Source organism: Caproicibacterium sp. NSD3 (assembly GCF_053613275.1).
The window spans coordinates 1,872,136-1,890,258 of sequence record NZ_CM132119.1 but is presented as its reverse complement, the minus strand read 5'-3'; the positions used below and the strand labels follow the sequence as shown (position 1 = coordinate 1,890,258).

Genomic DNA, 18,123 nt, shown 5'->3' with positions numbered 1-18,123 from the left:
TATAAAAATTAATCTTTCGCTAATGAATGCAAAATAATATAGAAAAAGCCATAGTGGATTTTTCCATTATGGCTAAAATTTTAATATGGCGAAATTTTCAATAATCCGATTTCATAACAAATAATCAGTTCATCAAAACGTTCTGTGTCTTTTGTTCTCTGGTTTTTAATTTATGATAATAGAACGTTCCAACGAGATCTGCTAAAAACCATCCTATGGGCACCGACGCCCATATCCCAATGATCCCAATTTGAGGGATCGCGGCTAATATGTATGCGAGCGTAACACGAGTTCCAAGTGAAATAATTGTCAGTACTACCGACATGCCTGGTTTTTGCAGTGCCCGATATAGCCCATAAAACAAAAATAGAAAACCAATACCAAAATAGCAGGCGCCCTCAATCCACAAATACTGCATCCCGATCGATAAAACATTTGTTTCTTGTGGCTGTACAAAAATCAGCAGGAGCGGTTTTGCAAAAATACAGACAATAGCACTGACAGACACACTAAATAGTACAGTTATAATAAATGCGCTCCGAATTCCCTGCTTAATGCGCGTTAGTCGTTTTGCTCCATAGTTTTGTGCAATAAAGATCGAAAAAGCGTTTCCAAAGTCCTGTAACGGCATATAAGCAAAGGAATCAATTTTTACGGCTGCCGCAAATGCCGCCATTACGATGACTCCAAAGCTGTTAATCAATCCTTGAACCATCAAAATTCCAAAGTTCATAATGGATTGTTGGATACAGGTCATAAACGAAAAATGAGAAATCTCTTTTAACAGACCAGGCTCTGAAATTTTTTCATTTTTGTGAATATGAAATTCCGGATAGAAAATTAGGGTATATATCATAATTCCCACACCGGATACAATTTGTGAAATTACAGTTGCAATCGCAGCACCTGCAACACCCCATTGAAAAGTAAGTACAAATAGTAAATCCAAGCCGATATTTAGGCTTGCCGAAATGCCAAGAAAAACGAGGGGGGTAACAGAATTTCCTATGGAGCGTAAAAGCGAGGCATAAAAGTTGTAAAAAAAGGTGGCACCGATTCCCCAAAAGACAATCCAAAGATAACTTCTCGTCAAAGTGTATACTTCTGTAGGGATCCGAAGGAAATACATAATTGGATCGATCAGCAAAAATGCGGCAAGGTTCAGAACAACCGTACATGCTAAAATCAATAAAAAAGAGGTGTAAATACTTTTTTTGAGGCGCTCTGCGTCATTTTTTCCAAAATTAATAGAAAAAACGGTACCACTGCCCATACACATTCCCATCATGATAGAAGTTAAAAACGTCATAAGGGTATACGATGAACCTACCGCTGCAAGTGCATTTTTGCCCACAAATTGCCCAACGATCAATGTATCTACAATGTTGTATAATTGCTGTAATAAATCTCCAATGATCATGGGAACCGCAAAACGTAACATTGATGATGTGATTTTTCCACTGGTCAAACATTTTTCCATGTGATTATTCGCCAATATTTCCACCCTTTTAAGACAAGTTTATTAGTCTTAATTGAGTATACCATAAGAAACAAAATAAAAAAATGGCTTACACTGCGGAATTATAAGCAGAGCGCGACAAATTGGATACTTGTTCAATCCAGTTCAGCATTACGTCGATGACGAGCCCAATATTTCCAAGCTGGCAATGACTGCCCGCCGATTCTTTTGCCGTAAACGTACGGGAAGTGAGAGAGCGCACATTTGTAAGCGTTTTGATTTGCTCTGGGAGTTGGTCGATCGGCACATAATGGTCATCCTGACCTGCAAGCAAAAGAACATCCTGTGTAATGCGGGGTGAAAAATCTGCAGTATTAAATAAAATGGTTTTTCGGAGAAAATCATAAGGCGAATCGCAGCCCAAAACATGCATTCCTTGTGTAAGGCCCCATTGGAGCATCAAATTCTTTTGCATCATTTGCTTTAGTAGGGCGTTCATCATTTTTCTTCCTATTCCATGAAGGATGCAGCTCTTTAATTTGTTTTGGATTGCAGGTGGGGCCTGACGCATGGCGATAGAAAAGAAATCCGGAAAAATATCATAGCAAATTGCCCTTTTGACCCGTTTCTCATAGGCCGCGGTACGAAGAGCTAAATATCCACCCAAAGACCCACCAATTACGGTGACATCATTTAAGCCAAAATAGTCGAATACCGTTTTTGCAGGTTTTTCCCATTCATAGGTCATCGGAATTTTGTAATCTTCCAATACGGTACCTTGGCCCGGACCGTCAAAAGCAATGATGTCGAACCCGGCATCTCTAAAAATTAGGAACATGCGGGTCAATTCTTCAATATAGCCGTCGAAACCGTTAAAAAACACAATGGTACCTCTAGAGCTTTCAGGCTTAAACCGGTAAGCTGAAAGGAACCCGTCACCGTATGGAATCAGATAGTGCTGGTCTTTTGTCACGCCGTAATATTCATTATTCAGAGAGATAAACTGTCTGCGCAGCTCTTGCTTATTCGGGGTACCCTCGGGAATAAAAAATTCTGCACCACGAAAGTACAGGGCCGCGTTCAGCTTTTTACCCTCTTTCAGCGATCCTTTTCCAAGAGTCATGAAAGACCTGATATAATCGTCGTAGGAATGAATAGATTCTCCCGCTTCTTTCATTTCTTCGAGCATTTTCGGATCATTCGACCAATTGTAAAAGCGATTCATTTGAAAATTGATACTTTCATCCGGATGTAATTGGTGGAGCCCAACCGGGAAATCCGTTGCTGTCCAATTATGATTCATCTATAAGACTCCTTTTTTGTGTCTCTATCTCGTAGTATAATAAAAATGAAGGTTTTGCTCAATGATTGATAAGAGTGGATCTGTTGCTTTTACAACAAAGACAATGAATTTGTTGATTTAAGACGTGTAAATAGATAGGAGGAAGAAAATTGTCTAGTGATCGCGACTTGCGTGTAATCAAAACACGCCGATTGATAAGAGCTGCTTTTGTCAAATTGGTGGATGAAAAAGGATTCAAGAATATAACGGTTAATGACATTTCGGATAAAGCGATGATCAACCGGTCGACGTTTTATCTTCATTATGCGGATAAATTTGATCTTCTTCAAAAGATTGTGGACGAGGCGATTCAAAACATATTGTGTTTGATAGAGCCGCAAGCTCATATTGTAAACGGAAACTTAGATTATGAAAGCTTTTTTAATAATTTAAGCGGTATCATGAAAACGGTGGAAGAGGATGCGGTGCTTTACAAATTCATCTTGAATGATAAAGAAATGCTTGGGACCAGTAGAAAGTGCGAGAATGCTTTACTGGAAAAGCTGGATAGCTGTTTTCCTAAGCAACTTTCGATTACAAGAGATCTATGCTTGGAACTGATTTCTTCCCTTTATGTTTCAGTGATTCGGTGGTGGCTCAATAACGATATGAAATATTCTCCATCGTTTTTGGCGCAGGAGCTAGTGGAATTTTTCAAATCAGGAGCGAATGGCCTATTAAAACAATCCCAATAAATTTTTAAAATTTTGATTTGGGCTGCATTGAATTTAGAAAACTAAAGCTTAAAAATCTGCATGAATACAGGTAAAATAAAGAAGGCCGGCGATTTAAAATCGCCGGCCTTTTGTTCAAACTGAACGCCTTTCTGGGGCATTATTTTAGCATGGCAAAAATCATGCCAGAGAAGAAGGGAATAAGCCATATGACCCATACGATGATGCTAAACTTGTGAAAATTTTGTAAGCTTTTCTCATTGTCTCGTTTCAGAACAGCAGTAGCCCAAAACGCATGAAAAATCATGAGTGAAATAGCAAGAAGCCCTACAACGCCATGAAAATTCAATACAAAACCATCTTTGGCTATTTTGCTCATAATAGTTGTACCGGTCGTATCAAACACAAGACCGGCCCAAAACATGACAAGATGCCAGGCTTTAAGCCGGTGCTGGATTTTTTCGCTCCAAACGCCCACGGAGTAAAAGAGGAGCGCCAGACACATGCAGATAATTGACAGAATCAACATAAAAAATCCTCCTGTTTTATAGCAGTTCCCTTAAAAATTCTTCAAACAAATCATAGGAAATCGTATGTTGCCGGGAAAGTGCTATCAAATTGAATTGAATAAATTGTGCGGTATCTCGTTCACATCTTTTTGGGAAAATATGGCCTGCCTTATGCGCTTTAGATAGAAGAGATTCAATTTGCTGCGTGAATCTTTGCAAGTAACGCTGCTCTAATGTAACGCCTTTTTGAACACCTTCAGGGGTCTGGTAAAACGATGGGACAAGCCACTCAAGCCGAAAAGCGTTCACATACTGAGACTGCAAATTAAAAATGTAGCGTAGCGCGGTGTAAAAGTCGTGCTCCTCCTGCAAATAGTCCTCAACTTTTATAAAAAAATCGTCCCAATAAGCGGCCATCAGTTCCACCAAAAGGTCCGCCTTGGTCGGAAAGTAGTTGTAGATCGTTCCAAGGGCAATTCCGCAGCCCCGGGATACGCTGCGCATGTTTAGTGCATCAATACCCTGTGTACTTACAATGGCCTTTGCCGTACTTAGTATGTGCTCACGGGCATTCGGAATTATTTTTGCCATATTATCACTCCAACTTGTTTAAATGAACAATGTTCACTATAACTCTATGATTGATACTTGTCAAGAGATTTTAAAGATGTTGACATTGAAAAATAGATGTAGTATCATCCAATTAGTTGATACTACATCTATTTTATTGGGAGCGTGAAGAATGGACAGTACAAGACGGCAGATTACAAAGATTGCGCGCGAGGTAAGTAAATTCACTGTGCGAATGTTAAAAACAGATGGCGTTGGCACGGCAGAATATGATTTTATCCATGCAGTGCGGAAGAATCCCGGTATCACGCAGGCGACGCTGCGGGAGCTTTTAACGTTGGACAAGGGTGCAGCTGCGCGCCGCGCGGCGAGTCTGGAGACGAAGGGCTATCTCATTCGCAAGCCTAACCCGGAGGATGGACGCAGTCAGCTTCTATATGCTACGGAAAAGGCAGACAGCCTAAAAAACTCCAAAGCCTCTGTGGAGGCACTGTATTATGAATGGCTGGAAGAAGCGCTCACATCAGAGGATAATGCAGAATTTTGCCGTATTTTGAATATGCTCTACACCCGCTCTAAGGCTGAGAGCAAGGCGGGCTTTCCCAACTTGACCCAGCGCTTTTTGGAGGGAGACGGGCAAAGATGAGCCATCAGCGGATTCACAAGGTTCCGCAGCCGGACCGCATTGGGTCCTACTTTCGGTTGGAGGTAAGACCGCTTATATTGGTCACAGCTTCAGGTGTTCTCTATAACGTAGGGATGGTGGCAGGGCCTTATTTCGAGGGGCAGCTTGCACAGTGCCTTTTTGATATCATGAAGGGCGATAAAACGGTGTCCGCTATGGTATCACTGGCGGTGCTGTATCTCTCTGTGATCCTATTTGTGCAAGCCATGCGAGCGCTCAAACGCTTCGGTGTGCGCCGATTCGCCAACGACACAAGCCGTAATATGCGCCATATGCTTTACAACAGTCTTGTCCACATGAGTCGTGAGAAATTGGAAAAAGAAAATCTTGGTTCTATTATGACAAAAGCCGTGGCAGATGTGGACACATGTGTGGAGGGAATGCGAAAATTTACAACAGAGGTCTTTGACACTGGCGTGGTACTGGTGGCATATACAGTCATGCTTTTTTCTTATGATTGGCGTCTGGCGCTGCTCTCCTGTGCATTCACACCATTTGCCTACCTCATCGCCGGACATCTGAAAAAACGGGTTGCTCAAAGCAACGCTGCCTATAAAAAAAGTGCCGGACGCTTAAATGGGGCTACAATGGATCGTGTCTCCAACGCCGTGACCTATAGGGTCTACGGCTGCGAACAAAACCGAGATGCTGCTTACGAGGTACGGCTGGGAGACTACGAAAAATGCGCTGTTGCGGCGAATCTCTGGGAAAACACAATGCAGCCGCTCTACAATATCATATCCATGTGCGGAGCAGTGCTGATTTTGTATCTAGGTGCACAAAATGTGCTGGGCATGGGGTGGAAAAGTTGGGACATCGCCGCCTTCACCACCTTTCTCTCCTGTTTCACAAAAATGGCTCTCAAATCTTCTCATGCGGCTAAGCTCTTTAACGCCATCCAGAAAGCTCAGGTGTCCTGGGCGCGCATCAAGCCACTGATGAAGGAATACATAGGACAGGACACCGTATCCCTGCCGAATGTCGCAAAACCCGCCGAATTAATGTTTTTCAACGTGTCTTTAGGCTGGGCAGACGGAGAAACCGTACTGCGGGACATTTCCTTTTCTGTCCATCCGGGGCAGATTATTGGGGTGACGGGACCTGTGGCCTGCGGAAAATCTACGTTGGGAAAGGGATTCATCGGTGAAGTCCCTTACTGCGGCAGTATCCGCGTGGCCGGGCGGGAGCTCAGAGAGTTGAGCCACTGCGAACGCAGCCAGCTGATCTCCTACATGGGACACGAACCGGAACTGATCAGCGATACGTTGGCGGAAAATATCCGGTTGGGGAAGCCGGGAGAAATTGAACCGTTTTTGCGGGCAGTGTGTCTGGACGAAGAGGTGCGACAGATGCCGCAGGGTGCTAGTACGCTGGTGGGCAGCGGCGGAGTGCGTCTGTCTGGAGGGCAGCAGGCCCGCGTGGCACTTGCCAGGACATTGTATAACTCCAGCAGTGTCCTTGTGCTGGACGATCCATTCTCCGCTTTAGATCAAGGCACGGAGCAAACCATACTGAAAAATCTGCGGGCACTGACCAAGGATAAAATCGTGATTCTGTTTTCTCACCGGCTGTATCAATTCCCCACATTTGACCGAGTGCTGTTTTTAAGCGACGGCAGGAGCATTTTCTCCACCCATGAGAAACTCATGCAGGAAAATCCTGATTATGCAAAGCTTTATTTGGAACAGATGAATGGAGGCGGCGGACATGAAATATGAAAAAAACCTCCGTACGGTGCTGCGTCGGGTCGTTGCCACATCCACCGCGACGAGCGTTTTTACTATACTTGTGATCGTGTTGGCTGTTATAACGGCACTGTTCCCGCCGTTAATTTTGGAGCGAGTGGTTAACGATCTCACGGCGGGACAGGCAATTGCACTGAGTCTGGCGCTTTCCTATCTTGGGTTTATCGCCCTGTCCGGCTTGCTGGAATCCGGGCAGAATGTGATGATAACCGTATTTGGTCAGAAAGTTACACACGGCCTGCGCAGCGCGCTCTGTGCCAAACTTCACCGTTTGCCTGCAGCTTATTTTACCTCCCATGAAGCCGGTAAAATTGCTTCTTGCTTCGTGAACGACGTGGATACAGTGGACTCTCTTTTTACGGACGGAATTATCAGTATGTTTGCCGACGGATGTAAGGTGGTCAGCATTTTGGTCGTAATTTTTTATAAGAGTACGGGGCTTGGTTTCCTGATGCTGCTGGTTACACCGCTGCTTTTTGCCATGACGCGCCTGTTTCAGAAGCGGATGCTAAAGGCACAGCTCGAAAACCGTGTAGCTGTGAGCAAGGTAAACAATCATGTGCCTGAGACGATCCGCAATATTCGTATGATTCATGTGCTGCTTCGAGAGCAGTACATGGAACAGCGCTACGACGATTATATTAGTGAGAGTTACCGCGCAACGGACAAGTCAAATCTCTATGATTCCATCTATTCGCCTATCGTCATTTTTGTCAGTTCCTGCGTCATTGCCATAATGATGGTTTGTGCTGCGATGGGAGGCGGTATCCGCGAATTTTTCGGTATCAGTGTAGGCACGGCGGTGGCTGTGATCGCCTATGTAGGCCAGGTATTCGAACCGCTGGAGAGCCTAGGAATGGAAATTCAGAACATCCAGTCCGCTGTGGCGGGAGTAAAACGGATCGACGAGTTTTTGGCCGAGCCGGAGCGGGAGATGCCGAAGAATTCCAACGCAAAAAAGGGCTCAGATGCGGCTCCTATCGTCCGATTTGACCATGTACGTTTTGGGTATGACGATAACAACGACGTGCTGCAAAATCTGAGCTTTACAGTGAGCAGAGGAGAGGCGGTCACGTTTGTTGGCAGAACAGGAGCTGGCAAGAGCACTGTTTTCCGCCTGCTGTTGGGGTTGTATCGACCGTTTGAAGGGCGGGTATTGATTGAAGAATTGGGGGCTTCTGACATTCCGGACCAAAAAAAGCGCCATCTATTTGGCTACGTGGAGCAGTCCTTTCATCTGGTAGAAGGTACGGTTGCAGAGCAAATTTCGTTGTTTGATCCAATTGTCGGCCGAGAGCAGGTCGAAAATGCGGCCAAACTGGTGGGACTGCACGACAGCATCCTTTCTTTGCCGGACGGATATGATACGCCTGCTTCAGAAGCCACTTTTTCGCAGGGTCAGTTCCAGCTTCTTTCTATCGCGCGGGCTGTAGCGGCATCGCCAGAAATCTTGCTGTTGGATGAAATCACCGCGAATCTCGACAGCAACACGGAACAGCGTATGCTGGACGCGTTGGAGCGCGCCGCCGAGGGCCGGACAGTGCTTTCTATCTCCCACCGTTTGCAGGAGCATGTCAACGGTCAGCGGATAATCCGGATTGGTGCATCAAATGATGTAGCAGTATAAGCAGCAAATCAAAAAAGCAGAGTCGTCAAATTCGACGGCTCTGCTAGTTGTACAGGTGGTCTTATAGGATTTATGCCAGAAACCAAGTGAAATTAAGACCTTGCGGGTAGGCAGAGGGCAGTATTTACGTTAAAAATTAAAAAATTCGGACGTTTGTCAGATTCATTGCTTTTTGTCAAGGTTGTTATGAAGCTTCTCATTTATCTGCTGTAATCGTTTTTTCATACTCGAATATTGGAAAATCCAGATAATCAGATAAATGACAAAGAAAATACCGAAATATATCAGAATTCCTCTAATATTATGAGGCATCCAATAGGCAAAATATGCGACTGGAAGAGTTGCTGCTGAACAAATAACTAAATGTGTGATGGTTTGCCGCAGAATGCTCCAGCGGTCAATACTCCAAATCCAAGAGGCCCCGCCCCATGCGGCTCCATAGAACAGCGAAAGAATTGTTTGAATCATTACAGCGTTTATTTCGTTCCCACAAGTACCGATTAATTCCGGGGGAACTGCATAATATTTGCCATCGTGAAGAATCACTGAAATGACGATCGTTATAATCACAGCAATCGTTAAGCCAAGCATTGCACCAAAAAAGCAAGAAAAAACAAACTTCGTTTTTTTCTTCATTTTATTCACCTCATATTCCAAGCATCTGTTTGATTTTGGAAACAAATCGGCGCGATACGTAAGTAACGGTACCATCGTCGAACTTAACGCAAATCGTGCCAGTCAAACTAAGATCAAAATTCTTGACCTTTTTCAAATTAATAATCTCCGAATTTGAAATCCGAACAAAGTAGTTTTTGTTTAGCCGTTCTTCAAGTTCATACAAGCGCAATCGCAAAATATACTCATGACCATCTGCAATGGCTACAACCTTTCCATCCTCAGCGTAGACCCGGCTAATCTTTTCCTGTTCTACGATTTCAGCACCATCTTCTCGAAATCCGACAATCATTTGTGGTGCTACTTGCGAAATTCTCTTAACAAGATTATTGATTTCCTCTGTTACCTGATTGGTTATAACGATGATTTTAGGCTCTTTACAGGAGTCATCTACTTTAATTTCTATTTCCATTTGATCACCGCTTTCGTACATTTCTAGTATAATGAATGTACAATTTAGATTCCAATACTTTTTAATAAGTGGCTATATTTTGAGCATAGGTGGTCGTTCGTTCAAATCCTCATAAAGATAGGCAAAGTAAAAGACCGACGATTTTAAATCGTCGGTCTTTTACTGAAAAGTGGAGCTTTATGGCCGACAAAAATTCAGCTTTGCTTGGCCTTTATAAAGTATTAATACCACCTTCATGTATCTTGGTTTCTTAGGCTATTATTATTTTTGTATAGGTTAACACTTTTGAAGCTTTTCCAGCAGACTCAAAGCAATATAACTTTATGCAAAACGCTATTTCCGTTTGGACAAAAACTTTGCTACTGTATAAAAATTGTTTATAGCTTGCAAGTATAAATTAATTACGGTTACACAATCATCATAACAATGTTATTGAACACCAGTTTTTACATTGAAATATATCAAAAAGAGGTAATCATTATGAACGCATACCCTGCAATTTGTATTTCAACGGATGGCATTTATCAGGACGGCAATCCGATGCGTTGGATTGCTTGCCCTAAAAGCTACCCTGATGCAATTGCTAAAGCAGGTGGACTTCCTTTGCTTTGTAGCGAAAATTGCCCGGATGAGATGGCGGATTTTTGTGATGCGCTTCTGTTAATTGGTGGTGGTGATTTATCTCCAACTTTCTATGGAGAGGATATTCTAAATGAAACGGTAAAAGTCAACGCATTGCGTGATTCTTTTGAAGTAAAGCTGGCTATGTCATTTTTAAAAAGGAGAAAACCAATCTTGGCTATTTGTCGGGGGTTTCAGCTGATCAATGTATTGCTTGGCGGTGATTTGTATCAGGATTTAGTCGCTCAAAAGGGGCTTTATCATATGAATCCACAATTACGACATCCTATCCATGCCTGCGAAGGGTCGGTACTTTCGCAACTGTTCGGAACAGAATTTAATGTAAATAGTACCCATCATCAGGCAATCAGAAAACTTGGCCGCGGATTAAAAGCAACAGCTTTTTCTCCAGATGGAATTATCGAGGCATATGAACATGAATCCGGACTTATTTTAGGAACCCAATTTCATCCGGAACGTTTGGCTGGATCATATTGGGATGACCGTACGCCTAATATGGGTGCATACTTTGCCTATTTTATTCAACTTGTTCGTGATGAAAGTAAAAAACTTCCAAAACAAACTGCAAAGTGAATGCTTTTACTCAATAAGTATCAATCTTCCTATAACCTTTTGGAGGATGTAATCCGTTGAGTAAGAGCGTTACAAGTTCATTATTCGTTATAGTTTTAAAAAAGTCCAAAGAATGTATTGACTTTTTTCTAATGAATGCATATACTGATACATAGAAAATATTCTATGTGAGGTTGTACAATGGAACAAAAATATATTGAAAGTGCAAAAGTTTTAAAAGCCCTTGCAGACCCAAAGCGACTGCGTATTGTTGATATGCTTTCCTGTGGAGAACTTTGTGCCTGTAAGATTTTAGAGGAATTTCATATTACCCAGCCGACACTTTCCCACGATATGAAAGTGTTAATAGAGGCTGGTGTTGTAAAAGCACGATCAGAGGGAAAATGGGTAAACTATTCACTTAACAATGATAATTTGCAAGCATTTTATAAACAGTTAGGAAATATATTTTCCTCAACATCTGACTGTATATGCTATCAAAAAGAGCGGTGACGCAGATGCATAAATGATATGCTGCCAGCGTTGTCGATTGTCGGTGCTATGTTCCATGATGGAATAGACACCGACAAAAAAACAGTTTAAATATAGAAAATTTTCTATATGATAAGGAGCGTGATTATTTTGAAAACTGCGGAAAAACCAGAGATTGGTTTTTTTCAAAAGTATTTGTCGTTGTGGGTAATCCTTTGTATGGCGGTAGGAATTTTTATCGGAAAATTTTTCCCTATGATTCCAGCATTTCTTAACAAATTTGAATATGCCAAAGTATCTATCCCTATGGCAGTCCTTATTTGGCTGATGATTTACCCTATGATGATGAAGGTGGATTTTCAGAGCATTAAAGATGTCGGTAAGAATCCAAAAGGTTTATTTGTCACATGGATTGCAAATTGGCTCATTAAGCCATTTACAATGTATGCGATCGCTTCCTTCTTTTTCTTTGTAGTCTTTAAAGCGTTTATTGCGCCGGAACTTGCAACAGAATATCTGGCAGGTGCCGTATTGTTAGGTGCGGCTCCTTGTACAGCGATGGTATTTGTTTGGAGTACGCTCACGAAAGGGAACCCAGCTTATACAGTGGTGCAGGTAGCAACCAATGACCTAATTATTTTGGTGGCATTTGTTCCGATTGTAAAATTCCTGTTGGGCGTTTCCAATGTTGAAGTGCCTTGGGACACATTGTTTTTATCGGTGGTGCTATTTGTAGTGATTCCTCTGGTTGGAGGGATACTAACCCGGACACTGGTGCTTAGGAAAAAGGGCTTAGAATATTTTAATAACACATTTGTTAAAAAATTTGATGGAGTAACAACAATCGGGTTATTACTAACGCTGGTGTTGGTATTTGCATTTCAAGGAGAAACGATTATTCGTAATCCGCTGCACATTGTATTAATTGCTGTGCCGTTGATTATTCAGACGTTTTTTATCTTTTTCATTTCTTATTTTGCGGCTTGGCTTTTGAAGTTGCCGTATTCTATTTCTGCACCGGCTGGAATGATTGGTGCGTCCAATTTCTTTGAGTTATCTGTTGCGGTGGCAATTTCTCTTTTTGGCACGAGTTCTGCCGCTGCGCTTGCCACTACCGTAGGTGTTTTAACAGAAGTACCAGTCATGCTTCTGTTAGTCAAGATAGCAAATAAAACACAACATTGGTTTCCAAGAAATTAAAACAAATTAATAAGGAGTGTATTTTTATGAAAACAATGCAAATCTTTGAACCTGCCATGTGCTGTTCTACCGGGCTTTGTGGCGTCGGGGTTGACCCTGAACTGCTCCGTATTTCTACAGTACTTGAAACGTTGAAAAAGCACGGCATAACAATTAAACGTTTCAACCTCAATAGTGCTCCGAGGGAGTTTGTAAACAATAAGGTCGTTAATGATTTTATTAACGCTAAAGGGCCGGACGGTTTACCGATTGCCGTATTGGACGGAAAAATTGTTCTGACCGGCAGATATCCTACCAATGCAGAATTTACACAGTGGCTGAATCTGCCTGCTGATCTGCTGGGGAAATCTTCGGGAAATCCAAAAAGAAATGGTAGCTGCTGCTGCAAGGGAGGCTGTTGCTAAAATGAATGTTTTTGATCCTCAAACTATCAAACTTACAAAGTACCTTTTTTATACGGGTAAGGGTGGGGTAGGAAAAACCAGCGTGGCCTGCGCTACAGCTGTATCATTGGCAGATAGTGGGAAGAAGGTACTGTTAATCAGTACCGATCCTGCTTCAAATTTACAAGACGTTTTTTCCATGGAATTGACAAACAAAGGAACTCCAATCCCTAATGTACCGAACTTGGTTGTAGCAAATCTGGATCCCACACAAGCTGCTGCCGAATATCGGGAAAGTGTCATCGCGCCTTATCGCGGTAAGCTGCCGGCTGCGGTTTTGACTAATATGGAAGAACAGCTTTCTGGCTCATGTACCGTAGAGATTGCAGCATTTAACGAATTCTCAAATTTTATTACAGATGGAAAAATACAGCAGGAATACGACCATATCATTTTTGACACTGCACCTACTGGTCACACTTTGCGTATGCTCCAACTTCCGTCCGCATGGAGTAATTTTATTAGTGAAAGCACGCATGGTGCATCCTGCTTAGGTCAGCTTTCCGGATTGGAGAGTAAAAAAGCAATTTATAAGCAGGCGGTGGAAACTTTGGCCGATGGAAATATGACGACACTAATTCTTGTGACACGTCCAGAAACGGCGCCGTTCAAAGAAGCTGCACGGGCCTCTGGCGAGCTTTCCACACTTGGGATTCGTAATCAAATGTTGGTTGTCAACGGCATATTGACAGAGCACAGTGATACGCTTTCTTCCAACTTGTATGAAAAGCAACAAGCGGCGCTTAATGCAATGCCGGAAAGCTTGCAAACATTACCACTTAGCATGGTGCCCCTAAGGGCCTATAATGTCACTGGACTTGAAAATGTACGTGCCTTGTTGAAAGCCGACCATGTGACCAAATGTAAGGAAAAACTGAATGCTTCTCATGTTTTTACATTGAATGATATTATAGATGAGCTGGCGGCAGAGGGCAAGCGTGTTATTTTCACAATGGGCAAAGGTGGTGTTGGAAAAACCACTATTGCCGCCGCAGTGGCGCTGGGTCTTGCAAAGCGCGGGAAAAAAGTTCATTTGACCACGACTGATCCCGCGGCACACTTAAAATTTGTGCTGGACGAAACAAGTGGTATTTCTATGAGCCATATTGATGAAGACAAAGAGCTGAAAAAGTATCAGTCCGAAGTGCTGAATAAAGCCCGCGAGTCAGGGATGAGTGATGAAGATATGGCCTATATAGAGGAAGATTTGCGTTCTCCTTGCACACAAGAAATAGCTGTGTTCCGCGCTTTTGCAGAGATTGTGGAAAAAGCTGACGATCAGGTCGTTGTAATTGACACTGCACCTACCGGACACACTTTGCTGCTGCTGGAATCTACGCAAAGTTACAACCACGAAATCAAGCGAACCAAAGGAGAGGTCCCTGAATCGGTGAGACGACTTCTGCCGAGGCTTAAATCTGACGAAACCGAAGTTTTGATTGTAACTTTGCCCGAAGCAACCCCTGTATATGAGTCTCTTCGCTTAGAGGAAGATTTAAAACGAGCGGATATTTCTGCAAAATGGTGGATTGTTAATCAATCTTTGTATGGTACGAATACGACTAACCCCATGCTGGCGGCAAAGGCTGCAAATGAAATTGAATGGATTAACCGTGTTGATAAACATGCAGGTGGGAAATTTGCATTAATTGAATGGAGTGCCGACGAAATCAAAGGCAACCGTCTAACGACACTCTGAAAGAATGAACATTTATTTGTGTTTATAATTCGTGCCGTAGCCAAATTGTCCAGATGTTGAATCACTACCTCGCTAGTGATATCATAAAATAATTTGCATTAAAGTTCGTCGAAATTCAATATGAATCTAACTGCAATTACACAGTTAAATGTATTAATAATAAAAATCCCCCAGCCGTTCCAAAGGATAGCTGGGGGATTGCTTGTTGTAGCAATACTACTTTGTACTCAAGCATTCATTTTTAAAAAAGTCATTCATTAAGGCAGTAAAAAATTTGAATTAAATGGTACGATCGATCACTATAACTTTCGTAATCACACCGCGTAGTTTGTCTTTACCGACCATGTATTCCAGGACATCATCCGCGGTGCTAAAATATTTCGTCGTATCAGGCTGGTTGTAAAGATAGATAATGATCTTTTCTTGCGTATGAGAAACACCGTATTTTTGACCAGCCCAATCAAATTCCACTTCGCCGCCGCAACTCATACACCACTTGAAATCATTGATACTGACAAAACGATTCTGTTCTGGGGTGTTCCCTTGAATAATTTTTCCTCCCATGTAAGAATAGCCTCCATGTTTTTTGAATTCCGGAGCGCCGTCCGGGTAATTGATTGGTTTACTAAAGTTTGGATGACTGTTTTCCCACGTTATGATATGATCATGAGGTTTGGTATGGTCTCTCGGATTGTCATGATCCGTATGATGGCGTTCTCTGTTGCCTAACCCATTATCACCTATATGTGTCCCCCTATATCCATCTTTATTTATATCGCCCGGCTTGTTTGGGTTCGGTTTCCTTTTCTACCGTAGGCGCTGCCCATTCCAGTTTGTACGAGGCTATTATAGTTCTGATGATTCTCATTTACAACAGATCCGCTTTTAATAATAAGATTACTTCCTACCGGAAGAGGCTCTTCTCCGCAGATGATTTTCTCCGGTTCAATCAGGCGAAGCATTTCATTATAACCCTTGAGAAAAAACTCTTTCTGATCCTGACGATTGTCATGTTCCGATACCATATAGGTGGATACCGCAACCGTGGAGCCTTTTTCGTTTTCCCAGCTTACAGTTGGAATGACGCGGATTCCTTTTGATGCAAAATAGGCACCGCACCAGCGGTTCCGAAATGTGTTGTAAAGCTTGCAGAATAGGTGCCATCTCAACATTCTTGTTTTTATGGAGGAACAGGTTCTCAAAAATCTCTCCAAAATCAAAGAATTTGCAAAGAGCAGTCGTAAGGAAGAAGTTCGTGCCATGGTTCAGCAATATGTAGATCGTGTGACTGTTTTTCACGACAGAGTGGAAGTAGTCTTTAAGGTTGCGTTTCATTCTGATTTGGGGAATCCAACTACATTTCACTGTGACTCGTCCGTTACGAGATACAATCTTGATCAGTACAGCAAAGCCAGCATGTTAGAAAAAGCTAAAAAAACAGAAGGACAAGAAAATCTTTACACAGCATAAGTAAGGTTAGGCTCCAGGGCAAAAATGCCTTGGAGCCTGATCTTTTTCTAAAATAAGTACAATTCAATCTTAAAATAAAAAGTTGCTTTAATCATTTGAACATCGGTTTAAAATATAGGCATATCAAAATAGAGGTTATCAGAACAAGTCTGACGACCTCTATTCGCTTCAGAAAGCACTCAAAAAGTGGCGATTGGATCTTCTCCTTGGTTTTCCTACTGACCAAAGAAGATTGCCAGAAATAAAGGACTTTTTCCAGCGAATTATAGAAAAATCAAAAACTATTTCACCATGAAATCTATGCCAATATGGCAGTTTCAGGATCTTGGATTATCGGTCTTTTACTAAAAAATGGCGGTTTATGGCCGACAAAAAGTCAGCTTTGCCTAGTCTTTATAGAGTATTAATACCGCCTTCATGTATCTTAACACTATCTTTATAAAAATAATGATAGTCTTTAATGCGAGCAAAAGCGAGGAGAAATATAAAGTCAGAAGATGATATGTTTCTCTGGTTAAAAAAAGCAACTGCTTTTGCGGTGAAATGACAGAGGTGGAATATGTACATAATCGTAATTGGATGCGGAAGGCTAGGAAGCAATCTGGCTATGGAACTGTCTAATCTGGGGCACAACGTATGTATTATTGACAGGGACGGCGACAGACTGGACAATTTGGGCAGCGGATTCAACGGGCAAATGATAAAAGGCATCGAATTTGACAGCGACAATCTTGAAAATGGAGGTATTCAGCAGGCGGACGCTTTGCTGGCCGTGACTTCGGACGACAATATCAATATTACGGTGTCACTTGTTGCAAAAGAAATTTATCATGTCCCAAAAATTATTGCGCGTGTAAATGATCCGAACAGGGAATATATTTACCAAAAGCTGAATCTTGAAACGATCAGTCCCGTGCAGTTGGGCGTCGAAATTTTGATTAGCCAGCTGACGGCGAGGAGTCTCAATATTGTTTCGGCACAGGATAAAGAGTACGACATCATTGAACTGTTTATCGGCAAAGGTAAGCCGGGGCCCGTTCGAGGCATCGAAGAAAAATACTCCTGCATTATTTCGGGCATCATCAGGTGCGGTCATATTTTTCTTCCCAAAAAAGAGGAACAGGTCGAGTACGGCGACAAGATAATATGCACGATCCCAAAAAAGAACAAGGAAAAACTGGTCCAATCATTTTCAAGGGAGATACCAATATGGAATCAATAATTATCGGTGGGGGAAAAATTGGATACAATCTGTTTAAGACTCTGAAGGAAAGAAATTATCAGGTAATACTCATCGAGAGGGATAAAAATACCTGTATAAAAATCTCTGACGAATTGGACGCAGAGGTTATCTGTGGAGACGGCACGGATTTGGATGTTTTAAATGACGCCGGCATCAAAGATGCGGAAATCGTTGCCGCTGTGACTGGCACTGATGAAGAAAATCTGGTCATCTGTCAAATTGCCAAAATCAGTTTTAATATTCAAAAAACGATTGCTCGTGTAAACAATCCCAAAAATATCGCAATGTTTAAGGCACTCGGCATCAGTCGGATTGTATGCAGCACGGAAGTGATCGCCAATATGATTGAATATGAACTTGCGAGGGAAGACTGCCGAATTATTCAAACGTTGGGACGGGGAGCTATGGTCTTGGCGGAAATAACCATCAATGCCGAAAATCCATGGTGTGGCTGTAAGGTAAAAGAACTGAAGCTTCCCGAGGAATGCGTGATTATTTCTGTTTTGCATGACGAAAAGGTGATCTATCCACGGGGCAATACACAGATCGAAAAAGATGATAAGGTTTTATTAATTACCAATCATCCTGTTTTGACTGACCTCATGAATCATTTACATAATAGGGGAACAAAATATGCGTCGAAATAAAGTTGAACTCTTCGGCCTTGGGTCCGAATTGATTGGG

The 18,123-nt window shown here is 42.3% G+C and carries 20 protein-coding genes; 12 read left to right on the top strand and 8 right to left on the bottom strand.

Translation table 11 applies throughout. From position 1 onward, the window contains the following. Nucleotides 1-124: 124 nt before the first annotated feature. Nucleotides 125-1,480 carry an MATE family efflux transporter gene (locus ACVS9P_RS09290; protein ID WP_452103274.1) on the bottom strand — a complete coding sequence of 452 codons (1,356 nt, stop codon included), beginning with the start codon at nt 1,478-1,480 and terminating at the stop codon, nt 125-127. An 88-nt stretch (nt 1,481-1,568) separates the two neighbouring features. After that, entirely contained in the window at nt 1,569-2,762 is a 1,194-nt protein-coding gene (locus ACVS9P_RS09285; protein WP_452103273.1) for an alpha/beta hydrolase, read from the bottom strand. 149 nt (nt 2,763-2,911) lie between these two features. On the opposite strand from ACVS9P_RS09285, the gene ACVS9P_RS09280 reads away from it, so the two are divergent. Then, on the top strand, nt 2,912-3,496 hold the full coding sequence (locus tag ACVS9P_RS09280) for a TetR/AcrR family transcriptional regulator (protein ID WP_452103272.1): 585 nt from the start codon (nt 2,912-2,914) through the stop codon (nt 3,494-3,496). 139 nt (nt 3,497-3,635) lie between these two features. Here ACVS9P_RS09280 and ACVS9P_RS09275 read toward each other — a convergent pair whose 3' ends face one another. Next, nucleotides 3,636-4,004 (bottom strand): HsmA family protein, encoded by a 369-nt coding sequence (locus ACVS9P_RS09275; RefSeq protein WP_452103271.1) that lies wholly within the window; start codon nt 4,002-4,004, stop codon nt 3,636-3,638. Nucleotides 4,005-4,020: 16 nt separating this feature from the next. Beyond that, nucleotides 4,021-4,575 carry a TetR/AcrR family transcriptional regulator gene (locus tag ACVS9P_RS09270; RefSeq protein WP_452103270.1) on the bottom strand — a complete coding sequence of 185 codons (555 nt, stop codon included), beginning with the start codon at nt 4,573-4,575 and terminating at the stop codon, nt 4,021-4,023. Between the two features lie 151 nt (nt 4,576-4,726). On the opposite strand from ACVS9P_RS09270, the gene ACVS9P_RS09265 reads away from it, so the two are divergent. From ACVS9P_RS09265 to ACVS9P_RS09255, 3 genes are read left to right on the top strand one after another with little or no spacing between them, the layout of a single operon-like run. Then, a complete protein-coding gene (locus ACVS9P_RS09265; protein ID WP_452103269.1) occupies nt 4,727-5,200 on the top strand; it encodes a MarR family winged helix-turn-helix transcriptional regulator in 474 nt (157 codons plus the stop codon). Beyond that, complete coding sequence (locus ACVS9P_RS09260; RefSeq protein WP_452103268.1) at nt 5,197-6,957, top strand: ABC transporter ATP-binding protein; 1,761 nt, start codon at nt 5,197-5,199, stop codon at nt 6,955-6,957. The genes ACVS9P_RS09265 and ACVS9P_RS09260 overlap by 4 nt, the downstream gene beginning before the upstream one ends. After that, the gene (locus ACVS9P_RS09255; protein WP_452103267.1) at nt 6,947-8,611 is read left to right on the top strand and encodes an ABC transporter ATP-binding protein; all 1,665 of its coding nucleotides are present in this window, start codon (nt 6,947-6,949) and stop codon (nt 8,609-8,611) included. The genes ACVS9P_RS09260 and ACVS9P_RS09255 overlap by 11 nt, the downstream gene beginning before the upstream one ends. Before the next feature lie 162 nt (nt 8,612-8,773). Here ACVS9P_RS09255 and ACVS9P_RS09250 read toward each other — a convergent pair whose 3' ends face one another. Together ACVS9P_RS09250 and ACVS9P_RS09245 are read right to left on the bottom strand one after the other, a co-directional pair. Next, nucleotides 8,774-9,247 carry a DUF3021 domain-containing protein gene (locus ACVS9P_RS09250; RefSeq protein WP_452103266.1) on the bottom strand — a complete coding sequence of 158 codons (474 nt, stop codon included), beginning with the start codon at nt 9,245-9,247 and terminating at the stop codon, nt 8,774-8,776. A 10-nt stretch (nt 9,248-9,257) separates the two neighbouring features. Beyond that, nucleotides 9,258-9,698 (bottom strand): LytTR family DNA-binding domain-containing protein, encoded by a 441-nt coding sequence (locus ACVS9P_RS09245; RefSeq protein ID WP_452103265.1) that lies wholly within the window; start codon nt 9,696-9,698, stop codon nt 9,258-9,260. Between the two features lie 480 nt (nt 9,699-10,178). Between ACVS9P_RS09245 and ACVS9P_RS09240 the strand changes: the two genes are divergently transcribed. The 5 genes from ACVS9P_RS09240 (at nt 10,179) to arsA (ending at nt 14,726) form a co-directional block, all read left to right on the top strand. After that, nucleotides 10,179-10,913, top strand: a complete 735-nt coding sequence (locus tag ACVS9P_RS09240; protein WP_452103264.1) for a gamma-glutamyl-gamma-aminobutyrate hydrolase family protein — start codon at nt 10,179-10,181, stop codon at nt 10,911-10,913. 180 nt (nt 10,914-11,093) lie between these two features. Next, nucleotides 11,094-11,405: an ArsR/SmtB family transcription factor gene (locus tag ACVS9P_RS09235; RefSeq protein ID WP_452103263.1), complete on the top strand. Its 312-nt coding sequence runs from the start codon at nt 11,094-11,096 to the stop codon at nt 11,403-11,405. A gap of 129 nt (nt 11,406-11,534) precedes the next feature. Then, nucleotides 11,535-12,584 carry an ACR3 family arsenite efflux transporter gene (gene arsB / locus ACVS9P_RS09230; protein WP_452103262.1) on the top strand — a complete coding sequence of 350 codons (1,050 nt, stop codon included), beginning with the start codon at nt 11,535-11,537 and terminating at the stop codon, nt 12,582-12,584. A gap of 26 nt (nt 12,585-12,610) precedes the next feature. Further along, nucleotides 12,611-12,988 (top strand): arsenite efflux transporter metallochaperone ArsD, encoded by a 378-nt coding sequence (gene arsD, locus ACVS9P_RS09225; RefSeq protein WP_452103261.1) that lies wholly within the window; start codon nt 12,611-12,613, stop codon nt 12,986-12,988. 1 nt (nt 12,989) lies between these two features. Then, nucleotides 12,990-14,726 (top strand): arsenical pump-driving ATPase, encoded by a 1,737-nt coding sequence (gene arsA / locus ACVS9P_RS09220; protein ID WP_452103260.1) that lies wholly within the window; start codon nt 12,990-12,992, stop codon nt 14,724-14,726. Between the two features lie 279 nt (nt 14,727-15,005). Here arsA and ACVS9P_RS09215 read toward each other — a convergent pair whose 3' ends face one another. Continuing rightward, nucleotides 15,006-15,290, bottom strand: a complete 285-nt coding sequence (locus tag ACVS9P_RS09215) for a hypothetical protein (RefSeq protein ID WP_452103259.1) — start codon at nt 15,288-15,290, stop codon at nt 15,006-15,008. A 206-nt stretch (nt 15,291-15,496) separates the two neighbouring features. Further along, complete coding sequence (locus tag ACVS9P_RS09210; RefSeq protein ID WP_452103258.1) at nt 15,497-15,898, bottom strand: DUF4417 domain-containing protein; 402 nt, start codon at nt 15,896-15,898, stop codon at nt 15,497-15,499. A 10-nt stretch (nt 15,899-15,908) separates the two neighbouring features. Between ACVS9P_RS09210 and ACVS9P_RS09205 the strand changes: the two genes are divergently transcribed. The 3 genes from ACVS9P_RS09205 (at nt 15,909) to ACVS9P_RS09195 (ending at nt 18,086) form a co-directional block, all read left to right on the top strand. Further along, nucleotides 15,909-16,196 carry a hypothetical protein gene (locus tag ACVS9P_RS09205; RefSeq protein WP_452103257.1) on the top strand — a complete coding sequence of 96 codons (288 nt, stop codon included), beginning with the start codon at nt 15,909-15,911 and terminating at the stop codon, nt 16,194-16,196. Nucleotides 16,197-16,755: 559 nt separating this feature from the next. Next, nucleotides 16,756-17,418, top strand: coding sequence for a potassium channel family protein (locus tag ACVS9P_RS09200; RefSeq protein ID WP_452103256.1), 663 nt, complete (start codon nt 16,756-16,758; stop codon nt 17,416-17,418). Continuing rightward, the gene (locus tag ACVS9P_RS09195; RefSeq protein WP_452103255.1) at nt 17,406-18,086 is read left to right on the top strand and encodes a potassium channel family protein; all 681 of its coding nucleotides are present in this window, start codon (nt 17,406-17,408) and stop codon (nt 18,084-18,086) included. The genes ACVS9P_RS09200 and ACVS9P_RS09195 overlap by 13 nt, the downstream gene beginning before the upstream one ends. Nucleotides 18,087-18,123: the final 37 nt, after the last annotated feature.

Coding starts and splice junctions, on each gene's coding strand:
- ACVS9P_RS09290 (WP_452103274.1), bottom strand. CDS start 1,480: ATGGAAAAATGTTTGACCAGTGGAAAAATCACATCATCAATGTTACGT.
- ACVS9P_RS09285 (WP_452103273.1), bottom strand. CDS start 2,762: ATGAATCATAATTGGACAGCAACGGATTTCCCGGTTGGGCTCCACCAA.
- ACVS9P_RS09275 (WP_452103271.1), bottom strand. CDS start 4,004: ATGTTGATTCTGTCAATTATCTGCATGTGTCTGGCGCTCCTCTTTTAC.
- ACVS9P_RS09270 (WP_452103270.1), bottom strand. CDS start 4,575: ATGGCAAAAATAATTCCGAATGCCCGTGAGCACATACTAAGTACGGCA.
- ACVS9P_RS09265 (WP_452103269.1), top strand. CDS start 4,727: ATGGACAGTACAAGACGGCAGATTACAAAGATTGCGCGCGAGGTAAGT.
- ACVS9P_RS09260 (WP_452103268.1), top strand. CDS start 5,197: ATGAGCCATCAGCGGATTCACAAGGTTCCGCAGCCGGACCGCATTGGG.
- ACVS9P_RS09255 (WP_452103267.1), top strand. CDS start 6,947: ATGAAATATGAAAAAAACCTCCGTACGGTGCTGCGTCGGGTCGTTGCC.
- ACVS9P_RS09250 (WP_452103266.1), bottom strand. CDS start 9,247: ATGAAGAAAAAAACGAAGTTTGTTTTTTCTTGCTTTTTTGGTGCAATG.
- ACVS9P_RS09245 (WP_452103265.1), bottom strand. CDS start 9,698: ATGGAAATAGAAATTAAAGTAGATGACTCCTGTAAAGAGCCTAAAATC.
- ACVS9P_RS09240 (WP_452103264.1), top strand. CDS start 10,179: ATGAACGCATACCCTGCAATTTGTATTTCAACGGATGGCATTTATCAG.
- ACVS9P_RS09235 (WP_452103263.1), top strand. CDS start 11,094: ATGGAACAAAAATATATTGAAAGTGCAAAAGTTTTAAAAGCCCTTGCA.
- arsD (WP_452103261.1), top strand. CDS start 12,611: ATGAAAACAATGCAAATCTTTGAACCTGCCATGTGCTGTTCTACCGGG.
- arsA (WP_452103260.1), top strand. CDS start 12,990: ATGAATGTTTTTGATCCTCAAACTATCAAACTTACAAAGTACCTTTTT.
- ACVS9P_RS09215 (WP_452103259.1), bottom strand. CDS start 15,290: ATGGGAGGAAAAATTATTCAAGGGAACACCCCAGAACAGAATCGTTTT.
- ACVS9P_RS09210 (WP_452103258.1), bottom strand. CDS start 15,898: ATGTTGAGATGGCACCTATTCTGCAAGCTTTACAACACATTTCGGAAC.
- ACVS9P_RS09205 (WP_452103257.1), top strand. CDS start 15,909: ATGGAGGAACAGGTTCTCAAAAATCTCTCCAAAATCAAAGAATTTGCA.
- ACVS9P_RS09200 (WP_452103256.1), top strand. CDS start 16,756: ATGTACATAATCGTAATTGGATGCGGAAGGCTAGGAAGCAATCTGGCT.
- ACVS9P_RS09195 (WP_452103255.1), top strand. CDS start 17,406: ATGGAATCAATAATTATCGGTGGGGGAAAAATTGGATACAATCTGTTT.